Origin of the sequence: Asticcacaulis sp. (assembly GCF_027484505.1) — a bacterium.
Lineage (GTDB): Bacteria > Pseudomonadota > Alphaproteobacteria > Caulobacterales > Caulobacteraceae > Asticcacaulis.
In genome coordinates, this window is sequence record NZ_JAIXSV010000316.1 from 14,752 (window position 1) to 28,802 (window position 14,051).

Annotated in this window: 11 protein-coding genes; 9 read left to right on the forward strand and 2 right to left on the reverse strand. The window is 60.4% G+C overall.

Going from position 1 to position 14,051, the window contains the following annotated elements; genetic code table 11:
• Window positions 1–201: 201 nt before the first annotated feature.
• Together Q0072_RS18695 and Q0072_RS18700 are read left to right on the forward strand one after the other, a co-directional pair.
• Entirely contained in the window at window positions 202–825 is a 624-nt protein-coding gene (locus tag Q0072_RS18695) for a Tim44/TimA family putative adaptor protein (protein ID WP_298333061.1), read from the forward strand.
• Window positions 822–2,027, forward strand: coding sequence for an MltA domain-containing protein (locus tag Q0072_RS18700; RefSeq protein ID WP_298333062.1), 1,206 nt, complete (start codon window positions 822–824; stop codon window positions 2,025–2,027). Before Q0072_RS18695 ends, Q0072_RS18700 begins: the two co-directional genes overlap by 4 nt.
• 334 nt (window positions 2,028–2,361) lie before the next feature.
• On the opposite strand, the gene Q0072_RS18705 is transcribed toward Q0072_RS18700, so the two are convergent.
• Together Q0072_RS18705 and Q0072_RS18710 are read right to left on the reverse strand one after the other, a co-directional pair.
• A complete protein-coding gene (locus Q0072_RS18705) occupies window positions 2,362–2,772 on the reverse strand; it encodes an MAPEG family protein (RefSeq protein WP_298333063.1) in 411 nt (136 codons plus the stop codon).
• A 139-nt stretch (window positions 2,773–2,911) separates the two neighbouring features.
• Window positions 2,912–4,396 (reverse strand): helicase HerA-like domain-containing protein, encoded by a 1,485-nt coding sequence (locus Q0072_RS18710; RefSeq protein ID WP_298333064.1) that lies wholly within the window; start codon window positions 4,394–4,396, stop codon window positions 2,912–2,914.
• Between the two features lie 586 nt (window positions 4,397–4,982).
• Here Q0072_RS18710 and Q0072_RS18715 point away from each other — a divergent pair.
• The 7 genes from Q0072_RS18715 (at window position 4,983) to miaB (ending at window position 14,001) form a co-directional block, all read left to right on the forward strand.
• Window positions 4,983–9,788, forward strand: a complete 4,806-nt coding sequence (locus Q0072_RS18715; RefSeq protein WP_298333065.1) for an NAD-glutamate dehydrogenase — start codon at window positions 4,983–4,985, stop codon at window positions 9,786–9,788.
• Window positions 9,785–10,249, forward strand: a complete 465-nt coding sequence (locus tag Q0072_RS18720; protein ID WP_013477695.1) for a universal stress protein — start codon at window positions 9,785–9,787, stop codon at window positions 10,247–10,249. The genes Q0072_RS18715 and Q0072_RS18720 overlap by 4 nt, the downstream gene beginning before the upstream one ends.
• A gap of 106 nt (window positions 10,250–10,355) precedes the next feature.
• Window positions 10,356–10,922 carry a NifU family protein gene (locus Q0072_RS18725; protein WP_298333066.1) on the forward strand — a complete coding sequence of 189 codons (567 nt, stop codon included), beginning with the start codon at window positions 10,356–10,358 and terminating at the stop codon, window positions 10,920–10,922.
• Between the two features lies 1 nt (window position 10,923).
• Window positions 10,924–11,595 (forward strand): tRNA (adenosine(37)-N6)-threonylcarbamoyltransferase complex dimerization subunit type 1 TsaB, encoded by a 672-nt coding sequence (gene tsaB, locus Q0072_RS18730; protein ID WP_298333067.1) that lies wholly within the window; start codon window positions 10,924–10,926, stop codon window positions 11,593–11,595.
• Window positions 11,596–11,616: 21 nt separating this feature from the next.
• Window positions 11,617–12,060 (forward strand): ribosomal protein S18-alanine N-acetyltransferase, encoded by a 444-nt coding sequence (gene rimI / locus Q0072_RS18735; RefSeq protein WP_298333068.1) that lies wholly within the window; start codon window positions 11,617–11,619, stop codon window positions 12,058–12,060.
• A gap of 73 nt (window positions 12,061–12,133) precedes the next feature.
• Complete coding sequence (locus tag Q0072_RS18740; protein WP_013477699.1) at window positions 12,134–12,544, forward strand: Fur family transcriptional regulator; 411 nt, start codon at window positions 12,134–12,136, stop codon at window positions 12,542–12,544.
• An 89-nt stretch (window positions 12,545–12,633) separates the two neighbouring features.
• Window positions 12,634–14,001 carry a tRNA (N6-isopentenyl adenosine(37)-C2)-methylthiotransferase MiaB gene (miaB, locus tag Q0072_RS18745; protein WP_298333069.1) on the forward strand — a complete coding sequence of 456 codons (1,368 nt, stop codon included), beginning with the start codon at window positions 12,634–12,636 and terminating at the stop codon, window positions 13,999–14,001.
• Window positions 14,002–14,051 lie beyond the last annotated feature (50 nt).

Sequence of the window (14,051 nt, forward strand, 5' to 3'; positions counted from 1 at the left end):
GCCGGGCCAGTGCCGTTTTCGGCGGGGATCGAATCGTCAGCCATTAAACTTAAAAACTCCGTGGCGCGTATAAAATTCGGTTGAAAACGGCCCTAGCACGCACAAAATCGATTGGCAATCAAACGAATGGTTCCGTTTACCTCAACTTTGCCTATATAGGGAAGACTAGACCGTGTTGTACCCCTGTTCGGAGACGTTTTGATGCCCTGGGACCTGCTGATTCTGGCCTTGATCGCCGTGGTCGTGCTGTTTCAGCTTTATAACGTGCTGGGCCGCCGCGTTGGTTTCAAGGCCGAAGACAAACCGGTCGTCCAAAAGAACGACGACTCCGAAGGCCCGTTCAACCGCCCCGGACAGGAGCCGAAGGCGCAGCCCGAACGCCTGCGTATGCCCAATCTCGACGCCCTGAAGGCGCGTGATGCCCATTTCAACGAGGTCAATTTCGTTGAAAAGGCGCGCGAAGCCTATGAGCAGATCGTGCTGGCCTTCAATCGCGGGGAAATCGAAGGGCTCAAGGATCGTCTGTCGGAAAGCGTCTATGAGGTCTTTGCCAAGGCCGTAGAGGCGCGCGGCGAACAGAAGGCCATAAACGTTTCCTTTGTTGATGCGCCGAAAACGGACCTCGATCAGATTGAGCTGAAAGACGACCGGGCGCTGGTGCGCGTGCGCTTCCTGTCGGAACTGCTTTATGAGATGGCCGAGCCAGACGGCGGCGAACCGAAAAAGGCGCACCGTCGTACCGCGGAATTCTGGACCTTCCAGAAAAACCTCAAATCGCCGACCAATCCGTGGATTCTGTCTCGCGTCGAGGCCGCCAAGGCATGAGCCTGAGGGGGAGGGCAGGGGTGCTGACCGTGGCGCGGCGTCTGCTCGCCTATGGATGCGTGTCCATGGCGGTGCTGAGCCTTGTGGCCTGCGTGGAAACGCCCAAGCCTCCGGTTGGACCGTCACCCGTACCAGCGCCGCAGACGGAACCACAGCCCGTGCCGACCCCGCCACTGCCTGAGCCCCTGCCGTCGCGACCGTCGCAAAACCTGTCGGCCCTGCCGGGTTGGGAGGATACCGACCCCTTTATTGCCCTCGAAGCCGTGCGTGGGGCCTGCGCCTATCGTCAGGGGCGCCAATATGCCAGGGCTTGCGATGCCCTGAAGGCACAGGCTTTTGAACAACCCGAAGAAATCAAGCAGTGGCTGGAAGCGCGCTTCCGTGTCGAACGCATCGAAGGCGAGGGGCTTCTTACGGCCTATTTCGTGCCGGAATACCCGGCCACCACCACCCCATCGCCTGAGTTTTCGCAACCCGTCCGCACCAAACCCGCCGATCTGGTTCTGGTCGATGGGGCGCAGATGACGCCGCCGCAGCCTGCCGGTAAACGCTTTGCGGCGCGGCGTGTGGGCGAGCTTTATGTGCCCTATTACACGCGCGCCGAAATCGAAGCCCAACCGGTAACGGGCCCGGCCTATTACATGCGGCCCGAAGACTATTTCTTCATGCAGATTCAGGGCTCCGGCTATCTGACCCTCGAAGACGGCACGCGCTTTATGGCGGCCTATGCCGCCGATAATGGACTGCCGTTTGTGGGGATTGCCAGGACCCTGACCGAGCGGGGTCTGATGAAAAAAGAGCAGACCTCTGGCGAGGCGATCCGCCAATGGCTGGCCGATAATCGCGGGCCGGTGGCGCAGGAGGTGATGAACCAGAATCCGCGCTATGCCTTCTTCTCTATAGATATGACCAAGATGGAACCGTTAGGGGCGGCGGCGATCCCGCTGCCGGCGGGGGCGGCCATTGCCATTGACCCGTCCTTCCACCCTTATGGGGATTTATACTGGGTCGATGCCGATGCGGGTACGCTCAGCGGGGCTTTTCCGGCCTATCGCCGCATGGTCGCGGCGCTTGATACGGGCGGGGCCATTCGCGGAAAAATACGCGCTGACCTTTATATGGGCCACGGCGACCGCGCAGGCCGCGAAGCCGGACGCGTCAAGCACAGGCTGCGCCTGTGGCGTATCGTTCCGACTGAATGATCTACGATTTTTCCGAACGCTTCTGCTTATGCCTTTGGTACATGTCGCGCCAATTATCGAAGCTTACGAATATGACAATGGCTACAATCGGTGCAGCAAAAAACACATAGATATTTTGAATCAATGCGCCCGCAATTCCTAACGTAAAGAACGCGAGATACATGTAGAATACACGACCGCGTTTCATTGGACCCTCTTTAGAGCGGAATGATTTCTGATGGAATCATTCCGCTCAAGCCGCCATTGAGGCGGCGGCCAAGGTGGCAAAGCCACCGCCCGGCGAGGGGCTAAACAAAATCTAGATCATTATGTTTCTACCAGAAATCATAATGATCTAGATGTCAAACACCAGCCGGATAGCACGTAGCGTCATATAGGCCAGAATGCCCGTCCCCGCGACGAACACGCAAAAGCGCAGGATGACGTGGTTGCCGATGCCCTGCACCAGACTGTGGACAATGCGCAAAAGCACGTAAATCCACGCCAGAACCACGAACAACTGATCAGCCAGACCGGACACCTGTATCCCCAGACTGAGGGCGTAAAACAGCGTCGGCTGTTCGGTCAGGTGGGTATAGTTATCCGCCACGGCACGCACATCGGCGGGCAGGCGGAACAGGTGCCGTTTATCGGCAAATAACTGAAAATCCTGACCCAGTTGCAGCATGGCAGGTATGCGCCGGGCATAGAGCCAGACGAGGACAATCAGCGACCAGGCAATGAGGGCAAGAAGCGGGGCAACCATGCCTCCACTCTTGCCGCGGCAACCGGTAAAAAAGCGTTAACCATATCTCCTCCCCTGTGAGCGAAGCGATGCGGGGGAGGTGGCTGCGAGCACCGCGAGCAGACGGAGGGGGCCTCAGATCGAATCTTCTGCCACGCATCTATCTCCGTCGCGTGGTGCGCGTGGGCTTTTTCATCGAACCCAGAAGCCCGCGCACCAGTTCACGGCCCAGCGTCACGCCGATAGTGCGGATGACAGACACCGCGACCGAGGTGACGGCCTTTTCCGTGGCCGAAGGTTTATGCACCTCTGGTTTTTCGCTCTTTTCGGCGCGCGGGGCTTCGACCTCAGCCTCTTCTGCGTCTTCGGCCTTGGCGCGCGCCGTCAACAGTTCAAACGCGGATTCCCGGTCGCGCAGCGTGTCGTACATCCCTGATACGGGCGATTTGGCGATGATTGCGGCACGCTCGGCTTCGGTCGCAGGCCCCAGACGCGACGCGGGCGGGCGGATTTTCGATTTGGCCGTGACGGTGGGCGAGGCCTTTTCGTCGAGCACCGAAATCAGCGCCTCACCGACGCCCAGACCCTGAATGGCCTCGATCGTGTCAAAGGCCGGGTTGGGACGGAAGGACTGCGCGGCGGCTTTCAGGCCCTTTTGTTCGGCGGGCGTGTAGGCGCGCAGGGCGTGCTGGATGCGGTTGCCAAGCTGGGCCAGCACCGAGTCCGGCACATCGGCCGGGTTTTGCGTGACGAAATAGATGCCTACACCCTTGGAACGGATCAGGCGCACCACCTGTTCAATCTTTTCCAGCAACGGCTTAGGCGCTTCGTCAAACAGAAGATGCGCCTCATCGAAGAAGAAGACCATGCGCGGTTTTTCGGGATCGCCGACTTCGGGCATGACTTCGAACAACTCAGACAGCAGCCACAAAAGGAAGGTCGAATAGAGGCGGGGGCTGCCGATCAGCTTGTCGGCGGCCAGTACATTGACATAGCCCTTGCCGGAAATATCGGTACGCATCAGGTCTTCGAGACGCAGGGCCGGTTCGCCGAAAAACTGCTCTCCGCCCTGACTTTCGAGGGCCAGTACCTGACGCTGGATGGCACCGATGGAGGCGGCGGAGACCTGACCGTACTGAGCGCTGATTTCCTTGGCATTGTCGGCCACGTGGCTGAGCATGGCGCGCAGGTCCTTAAGGTCGAGCAGCAGCAGCCCTTCCTTGTCGGCGACGTGGAAGACGATATTCAGCACGCCTTCCTGCACCTCATTGAGCTGAAACAGGCGCGCCAGCAGCAGCGGGCCCATGTCCGAAATCGTGGTGCGGATTGGGTGGCCCTTCTGACCGAACAGGTCCCAGAAGACGACCGGGGCGGCGGCGGGCTTAAGCTCGATACCCATTTCCTGCGCGCGGGCCAGAAGCTTTTCATTCGGCGCCCCGGGCAGGCTGATCCCGGACAGGTCCCCCTTCACATCGGCCGCAAAGACGGGCACGCCGGCGTCAGAAAAAGCCTGAGCCAATACCTGAAGCGTCACCGTCTTGCCCGTACCGGTCGCCCCGGCGACGATACCGTGGCGGTTAGCACGGTTGAGCAGAAGCGTCTGATGGCCGTCGGCGGAAAAGCCGATGTCGATTCCCTGAGTCATGTCGTTATCCTGTGTCGGAACCCCATGAATAAAGCGTCGCGAAGGCCTTTGGCAAAAGGTATTTCAGTTGCGCCGCACCAACACCAAAGAACACAGTTCTCTCACACAGAAGTGATAACAGCGCGATCAGGCCTGATTAGGGTCGGCGGGTCTGCGTGCTACTATCACCACAGCTCAGCGATGAGTCGTGGTTTGCGTCGCTTCCCCCCATAGGCCGCGCAGCCATTTCCGGGGTGGCCCTTCCCCCCATAAAGGGTGGCTCCGAAGAAGCCGCTCACCCGCCAGACCGGGTGAGCGGCTTATCCTTTCAGGCGGGCTGTGAGCGCATGACCCCATTCCGTTTCGTCAGAAACTTTATTTTCCCCAAGCCGTTGTCTTCGCCTGTGCTTTTGACGGATAATTCACTTATTATGCCAAGAGTCGTTAAAAACGACACTTGGTATTCCGTTCGAGACTGTCTCATCTCACTGACACATATGAGACAGTCTCGAGTATTCAGCGGCCGGATGCGGTCAGCATCTTCGGCCGTTGGTATTATAAGGTGTGATGCGTAGCGTTGCGCCATTACGCGCAGTGGATGGAACTCATGGACGACCTCACCCTTTCGACCGAACTTGACGCCCTTGTCGCGGACGCGCGGGCCGGCATAGAGGCGGCCTTCACCGCCGCGCTCAAAGGTCCGGCGGATGAGGCGGCGCGCAGCTTTCTCGCTCAGTGCCTTGAAGACTATGATCCGGAAGAGATGCCGGAACTGAGCCTCGAAGAGGTAGGCCGCCTGTTCGCCGAGTCCTGGGGCCGCGCCGCGGTGCGCGAAGGGGCCGGTGCCCTGAAGACCATCATCCCCGTCAACAGCACCTATGATGTGGTTGAGATCGTTCAGCCCGATGCCCCGTTCATCGTCGAAAGCGTCATGGGCGAACTGATTGATCAGGGCCTGATCATCCGCTCCATGTTCCACCCGGTCGTCACCGTCAACCGGGACGACACGGGCCAACGCGGCAGCGGCAAGGTGGTCACCGAGTCCCTGATGCTGGTCTTTGTCGGTCGTCAGCCCGCTGAAAAACACGCGGCTATCCTGTCGGGCGTCGAGACGACGCTGAACGATCTTCGCGCCGCCGTGCACGACTTCCCGCGTATGCAGGCGCTGCTGGCCGAAGAGATGACGGCGCTTGAGGCCCTGACCCTGCATCCGGTGGTGCAGATCGATCCCGCCGTGCTTCAGGAAGAACTGGCCTTCCTGCGCTGGGTGTCGGAAAATCACTTCGTCCTTCTGGGGGCGCGCACCTATGTTTATCCGCGCAGCGCCGACGGCGAGTATGTCGCCGAAGAACCGCTGAACCTGTTGCAGGAAGAATACGGCGTCCTTCGCGACAAACGCGCCATCCTGCGGCGGGGGTCAGAACCGGCCATCCTCAGCCGCGAGCTTCTGAGCCATCTGGCCAGCTCTGAGCCGGTCACCGTGGCCAAGGGTAATCTGAAGTCGCGCGTCCATCGCCGCGTCTACATGGACTATATCTCGATCAAGCATTACGGCGCCGATGGCAAACCGTCGGGCGAAACGCGCTTTGTCGGCTTGTTCACCTCGGACGCCTACGACCGTCCGGCCTTTGAAGTGCCGCTGATCCGCAAGAAGTGCGAGCATGTCCTGAGCGAGTCGCGCCGGTTGGGCTTCAACAATGGCGGCTATGCCGAAAAGCGCCTGAAAAACATCCTCGAAACCTATCCGCGCGATGAGCTGTTCCAGATTCAGGAAGGCGACCTGCTGCGCATTACGCGCGGCGTGCTGCACATTTCCGACCGGCCGCGTGTGCGCCTGTTTGCGCGCCGTGATCCGTTTGACCGCTTTATTTCGGTGCTCCTTTATCTGCCGCGCGATACCTATAGCGTTTCGGTGCAGGAACGCGCCGGGCGGTTGCTGGCCGAAGGCTTCGGTGGTCGCGTCAGTGCGCTCTATCCGTTTGTGACGGGCGGCGCTCTGTCGAGCATCCACTATATTATCGGTGTGACGCCGGGCGGCCATCCGGACCCCAATCTGGCCGATATCGAAGACCGCGTGACCGATCTGACGCTCGACTGGGCGCAGCGTGTTGAGGATGCGGCTCTGGAGGCGGGCCAGACGCAGGCCGATTATGTGAAATGGGCGCGCGCCATCCCCGTCGCCTATCAGGAACGCTATGGCATTGCTGAGGCTGTCACGGATATCGCCATTCTGGCCGGGCTGGATGAGGCGTACCCGCTCACCGTGCGTGCGTGGCAGCCGGAAGGGGTCAGCGACCGTTTCTCGCTGAAACTGTATGACCGCGCCGAAACCGCTATTCCGCTTTCCGACATCCTGCCGGTGCTGGAGCGTATGGGGCTGAAAACGCTGGAAGAGTTCGGTCATCGCATCGAATCCGGCGATGTACCGCGCCACTTCATCCACGAATTTATCGTGCAACTGCCCGCCGCCCATCCGACGGCCTTTGTCGATTTCCGTGAGGATTTCGAAGGGGCGCTGATGGCCCTGTGGCGCGGCGAAACCGAGATCGACGGTTTCAATGCCCTGACCCTTCTGGGTCTGAGCTGGCGCGAAGCCGCGCTTTTGCGCGCTCTGTGCAAATATCGCGGTCAGTCGGGTCTTGATCCCAGCGCCATTGTGCAGCAGCAGGCCCTGCGCGCCCATCCGGATGTGGCAGCGGCGCTGGTCTATCTGTTTGATCTGAAATTTGCCGTCAATGACACGCCCATCGATACGCGCAAGGTCGAGGTTGAGGCGGCGCTTAACCGCATCAACACCCTGCTTCAGGGCGTTACCTCGCTGGAGCACGACCGCGTGCTGCGGCGCATCGCCGCCCTGATCGGGGCCATTCAGCGCACCAACTACTACCAGACGCGGGGCGGCAAGCCCAAGGGCTATATCTCGTTCAAGATCGCCTCACGCGAACTGGCGGACCTCCCCGATCCTAAGCCCTACCGCGAAATCTTCGTCTGGTCGCCGGTGGTCGAAGGTGTGCACCTGCGCTTCGGGCCCGTGGCGCGCGGGGGCCTGCGCTGGTCCGACCGCAAGGAGGATTTCCGCACCGAAGTGCTGGGCCTCGTCAAGGCGCAGCAGGTGAAGAACGCCGTCATCGTGCCTGTCGGTTCCAAGGGTGGCTTCTATCCCAAGCAGCTCCCGGCGGGGGGCGCGCCGGATGCCATCCGTGCCGAGGCGGTGCGGGCCTACAAGATGTATCTGTCGGGTCTGCTCGACATTACCGACAATCTCGATGCCCAGGGCGGCATTATCGCACCAAAGGACGTGGTGTGCTGGGACGCGCCGGACCCCTATCTGGTCGTCGCGGCGGACAAGGGCACGGCGACCTTCTCTGACATCGCCAATGGCGTGGCGCGCGATTACGGCTTCTGGCTGGATGACGCCTTTGCGTCCGGTGGCAGCGTCGGTTACGACCATAAGGTCATGGGCATCACGGCGCGCGGGGCGTGGGAAGCGGTCAAGCGCCACTTCCGCGAACGCGGCAAGGACATCCAGACCGAGGCCTTCACCACGGTCGGCGTCGGCGACATGTCAGGCGACGTCTTCGGCAATGGCATGTTGCTGTCGAAGCAGACAAAGCTGATCGCCGCCTTCGATCACCGCGACATCTTCATCGACCCGAACCCCGATCCGGCGGCGTCCTTTGCCGAGCGTGAGCGCCTGTTCGCCCTGCCGCGCTCAAGCTGGCAGGACTACGACAAGGCGAAGATTTCGGCGGGCGGCGGCGTCTTTTCACGCGGCCTGAAGTCGATTGAGCTGACACCGGAAATCCGCGCGGCGCTCGATATTCAGGCCACCAGCCTGACGCCGTTCGAGCTGATGCAGGCCATTCTGCGCGCCCCTGCGGAGCTGCTCTATTTTGGCGGCATCGGCACCTATATCAAGGCGGCGTCGCAGTCGCACCTTGAGGTCGGTGACAAGGCCAATGATGCTATCCGCGTCGATGCCGGCGATATCCGTGCCGCGGTGATCGGAGAGGGGGCCAATCTGGGTATCACTCAGGCCGGGCGTATCGCGCTGGCGGCGCAGGGCGTGAAGCTCAATACGGATGCCATCGACAATTCGGCGGGCGTCGATTGTTCGGACCACGAGGTCAATATCAAGATCCTGCTGGGTCGCCTTGTGCAGTCCGGTCGCATGACCATCGAAGCGCGTGACGTACTGCTGGCCGAAATGACCGATGAGGTCGGGCATCTGGTGCTGAAGGACAACTATGCTCAGACGCTCGCTCTGACGCTTCTGGAATCGACGGCGCTCAGCGACAATGCCTCGATGCAGGGCTTTATGACGGCGCTTGAAAAGCGCGGCAAGCTGGATCGCAAGGTCGAAGGCCTGCCCACCAATGCGCAGTTGGAGGCGCGCAAGGCGCAAAATGCCGGGCTCTATCGTCCGGAACTGGCGGTGGTGCTGGCCTACGGCAAGATCGTGTTGTTCGATGACCTCATTGAGACGACCGCCATCGACGATCCGGTGTTCGAAGAGGCCCTGATCGACTATTTCCCCAAGCCGCTGCACGGCTTTATTGATGACATCCGGGCCCACCGTCTGCACCGTGAAATCGTGGCCACGGTTCTGTGCAATGAGATGATCAATATTCTGGGCCCCAGCTTCCCGCTGCGTTTGCAAAAGGCGGCAGCGGTGGATGCCGGGGCGCTGGCCCTGTCGTTCGAAGGCGCGCGGCGTCTATTTGGCACCGATGCCCTGTGGGCCGAGGTGTCGGCGCTGGATACGAAAGTACCGGCAGCGGCCCAAACGGCGCTTTATAACGCCATCGCCACCTTCCTGCGTCGTCAGGTCTATTTCATCGCCCGTCGTTTCGCCGGTCGTCCGGAAACCCTGACGGAAGTGATTAATGCCTATCAGACGGGCATTGCCACCCTGTTGTCGGCGCAAGGGGTGCTCAGCCCCAACGAAGCGGCGCGTGTTGAAACGCGGGCGCAAAAACTGATCAGCGCCGGTGCGCCCGAAGACCTGTCGCGCCGGGTGTCGGCCCTGCTGTCGTGGACCAGCGCCATTGATATGGTCGATCTGGCCGAAGGCGGGGATGTGGTCGAAGCGGCGCGCCTCTATCTGGCAACGGGCGAACGCTTTGGTTTTGACCGTCTGCGCGCCGGCGCAGGGGAGCTTTATTCTGCCGATCCGTGGGACCGTATGGCCATCCGCCGCCTGATCGAAGACATCTATGCCGAACAGAAGTCGGTGGTGGCCGCTGTTCGCCGCGACGGTCACGGACTTGAGGCCTGGGCCGAAGCGCAGGCGTCGCAGGTAGCACCGTTGCAGTCTCTTCTGGGTGAAATCGAAGGGACCGGCGCCGGCTGGAGCTTCGCCAAGCTGAGCATCGTCAATGCCGCCCTGCGTCAGTGGGTGCAGAAGCTATGAGAAAGTTTCTGGTCATTGCCGACGATAGTGCCGAATTCCGGGCCGCGCTCAGCTATGCCTCGGTGCGGGCGCGCGTGACGCAGGGCATGGTCACCCTGCTGCGCGTCCTGCCGCCCACCGACTACAGCCAGTGGGCGGGCGTGCGCGATGAAATCGAGCGCGAACAGCGCGAAGAGGCCGAAACGCTGTTGTCCACCCTGTCCGACGAGGCGGCGGTCAAGTCCGGGCGTCCGGCGGAAATCATCATCAAGACGGGACAGATGAAGGACGCCATACGCGAAGTCCTGATCGCCGACCGCGATATTAAGATCATCGTCATCGGGGCGTCGGGCGGCAATCCCGGCCCGCTGGTCAATCTGCTGGTCCGCGAAGGCGTCGGGACGCTGGGCGGCACACGGCCTGTGCCGGTAACCGTGGTGCCGGGGGATATCAGCGACGAAGCGATCGAAGAGTTGATGTAGGGCTTAGCCACTCCCTTGAAATCAGGGGAGGGGCTCATTCAATGTCCTCTTGCCATCCTCTGCATTTACCCCCATTTGAGCGGGAGATTTACTCGGAAAGCCGCTCATGTTTATCCAGACCGAAGCCACGCCCAATCCTGACGTTTTGAAGTTCATCCCCGGCCGTGAGGTTCTGGGCAAAGGGTCCCTGGAATTTCGCAGCGAAACCGAGGCGGAAAAATCGCCGCTCGCCCTGTCGCTGTTTCAGATTGACGGCGTGGCGGGCGTCTATTTCGGCTCAGACTTCCTGACTGTGAAGCGCGACCCGGAGGCGGGCCTGATCTGGGCGCAAATCAAGGCCCCCATTCTGGCCGCCATTATGGACTTCTATGCGTCAGGTCGCGCCATCCTTAATGAGGAAGGTGCCGTCAATGAGCGCACCTATGAGGGTGAAGTCGCGCAAATCGTTTTGGAAATCAAAGATTTGCTCGATACGCGCGTGCGTCCGGCGGTGGCGCAGGACGGCGGCGATATCGAATTTGAGCATTTCGACATCGAGTCCGGCACGCTTTATCTGCATATGCGCGGGGCCTGCTCCGGCTGCCCGTCCTCATCGGCCACCCTGCGTCAGGGCGTGGAATCCCTGATGAAACACTATGTGCCGGAAGTGAAAACCATCGAACAGGTGCTGTAAGGTGGCGCTGGCCTTTGTCATAGATACCGCCCTGAATGCCTGTCAGGTGGGTCTTTTTGAATATAAAGACGGGTCCGTCTCTGAGGTGGTGACACTCAGAGAATACATGACGCGCGGGCATCAGGAATTTATCGGTCCCGCTGCGTTGGAATGCTTCGAAAAAGCTGGAATCAATCCGCGCGACCTCGATATTCTGGGCGTAACCTTGGGGCCCGGCTCATTCACCGGCCTGCGTGTCGGTCTGTCTTTTGCCAAGGGCATGGCCTCGGGACTGGTCATTAGTCTGCGCGGATTTTCGACGTTGGAGCTGATGGGGCGGGCAGCGGATTTTGATAATCAGCGGCGACTGGTGGCGCATGATGCCGGGCGCGGTCAGCTCTATTTTCAGCGCTTTGAGGCCGATAACATGGTTTCGTTGCCTGAGTCGTATGATCTTGTAAAATTAGATGAAACCGACATGGGTAGCGGCTGGGACTGGCTGATCGGGTCGGGCGCACCGCTTCTGGCCGAACGCTTTCCGCAGGCACAGATTGCCGCGGATGTTTTGCCGGATTTAAAGGCGATGGCGACCCTGTGTTTTGCCCCAACCACCGCCTATAATGATCTGACTCCGCTTTATATGCGCGACGCCGATGCCAAGGTTTCAGACAAGTCGGTGGTCAATTTCGCCTGAGAGAAGAAATTTCCGAATAATATGAATAATATTCTCCAAATTGAAGAATTTGACTCGCGACTGGTGCAAATCCACGCGCAAACCTTCGATTTCGGCTGGAATGATTCCGATTTCTCAGAATACTTGAAAAGCGAAAAATACACCGCTTTTGGCATGTACGAGGCGGAGCGGCTTCAGGCCTTCGTGCTGATCTCGGTGGTCGTCGATGAGGCCGAAATCCTGACCATCGCTACCGATCCTGCGGCGCAAAGACGCGGCCATGCGCGCGCCCTGTTGCAACACCTGATCGCGCATCTGGGGCAACGCCACATCCACAGCCTGTTCCTTGAGGTGGCCGTTGATAACCCCGCCGCTATTGCCCTTTATGAGGGTCTGGGTTTTCGTCAGGTCGGTCGTCGCCCGCTTTATTACAGCCGGCGTGGCGGGGCGCTGGTGGACGCGCTTATTCTCAGTCTTGCGGTTTGAGTCGATTGCCCTTAATTCCATAGGGGTGCGGCGCAACGCCGCGGTGTATTAATGACAAATCCGGGAGGGCCGCATGGACCGTATCGAACAGCAATGCGTCGAAAAAGGTATGCGCATGACCGATCAGCGCCGGGTCGTTGCCCGTGTGCTGTCTCAGGCTACGGATCACCCGGACGTCGAAGAACTGTACCGCCGCGCCGCTGCGGTTGATCCGCATATTTCGCTGGCCACCGTCTATCGCACGGTGCGCTTGTTCGAAGAGGCCGGTGTGGTCGAACGCCACGATTTCGGCGATGGCCGTTCCCGCTATGAGCAGGCGGGCGAAGACCACCACGACCACCTGATCAACATCAAATCGGGCGAAGTGATCGAATTTTTCGATGAAGAGATCGAGAAGCTGAAAACCGCTCTGGCCGAAAAGCTGGGTTATAAGCTGGTCGGTCATAAGCTGGAACTCTACGGCGTACCGCTCGACGACAAATAGGCCGAAGCGGCCGGTGCGGGCCACACCCATGTGGATAAAATCCGGTGTTTGGCCTTGAAAAACGAGGCCTGAAACCTCATAAGCACCCCATGAGTGAAACCGCATCCGCCGCATCCAAAAAGCTGCACATCAAAACCTACGGCTGTCAGATGAACGTCTATGACAGCGAGCGTATGGCTGACCTTCTGCGCCCGCTGGGTTATGCCGTGTCCGATCAGGCCGAAGGGGCTGATCTGGTGCTGCTCAACACCTGCCATATCCGCGAAAAGGCAGCCGAAAAGGTCTATTCCGAGATCGGTCGCCTGAAGGTGATGCGTCAGGAAAAAGAAGCGCGCGGCGAAGGGCGGATGACGATTGCGGTCGCCGGCTGCGTGGCGCAGGCCGAGGGCGAAGAGATCATGAACCGCGCTCCGGCGGTCGATCTGGTCGTCGGTCCGCAGGCCTATCACCAGTTGCCCGAGCTGATCGCCCGCACCACCCGCGCCAAGGGTGAGCGCCTGAAGGCCGACTTCGCCCCGGAAGACAAGTTCGATGCGCTTTCGACCGAGCGTCAGCCAACCGGCCCGACGGCCTTCCTGACCGTGCAGGAGGGCTGCGACAAGTTTTGCACCTTCTGCGTCGTGCCCTATACGCGCGGGGCCGAATGGTCGCGCCCGGTGGCCTCGATCCTCGAAGAAGCGCGCTCGCTGGCTTCGAAAGGGGTGCGCGAAATCACGCTTCTGGGGCAAAACGTCAATGCCTATAACGGCCTTGAGGCCGACGGTCAGGAATCGACCCTGCCGCGCCTGATGCAGGCCCTGTCGGAGATTGAGGGGCTGGATCGTATCCGCTACACCACCTCGCACCCCAATGACATGACCGATGAGCTGATCCGCGCCCACGCCGAAAACCCGGCGGTCATGCCCTATCTGCACCTGCCCGTGCAGTCGGGGTCGGACAAGATCCTGCGTGCCATGAACCGCAAGCACGGGCGTCAGGCCTATATCGACCTGATTGCGCGCCTGAAAGCCGCCGTGCCGAACATCGCCCTGTCCGGCGACTTCATCGTCGGCTTCCCCGGCGAGACGGACAAGGATTTCGAAGACACGATGGACCTGATCCGCACGGTCGGTTACGCCTCGGCCTTCTCGTTCAAATATTCCAAGCGTCCGGGCACGCCGGCTGCCGCCATGCCGGGTCAGGTCGATGAGGCCGTGGCCGATGCGCGTCTTCAGGCGCTTCAGGCCCTGATCAACGAACAGGCGCAGGCCTTTAAGGCCTCGCTGGTGGGGCAAACCATCGACGTGCTGTTTGAAAAGCCGGGCCGCTATGGTCAGCAGGCCGTCGGGCGTTCGCCCTGGCTGCACGCGGTGTTTGCCGAAGACGCGGCGCACCTGATCGGTCAGATCGTGCCGGTGAAGATTGTGGGCGTGGGGAACAATTCTCTGATCGGGGAACTGGAAAAGGTACACGCTTGACCCTTGCCACCGAAGATTTCATCGAACTGAGCGAAGACAAGGTTCTGGCC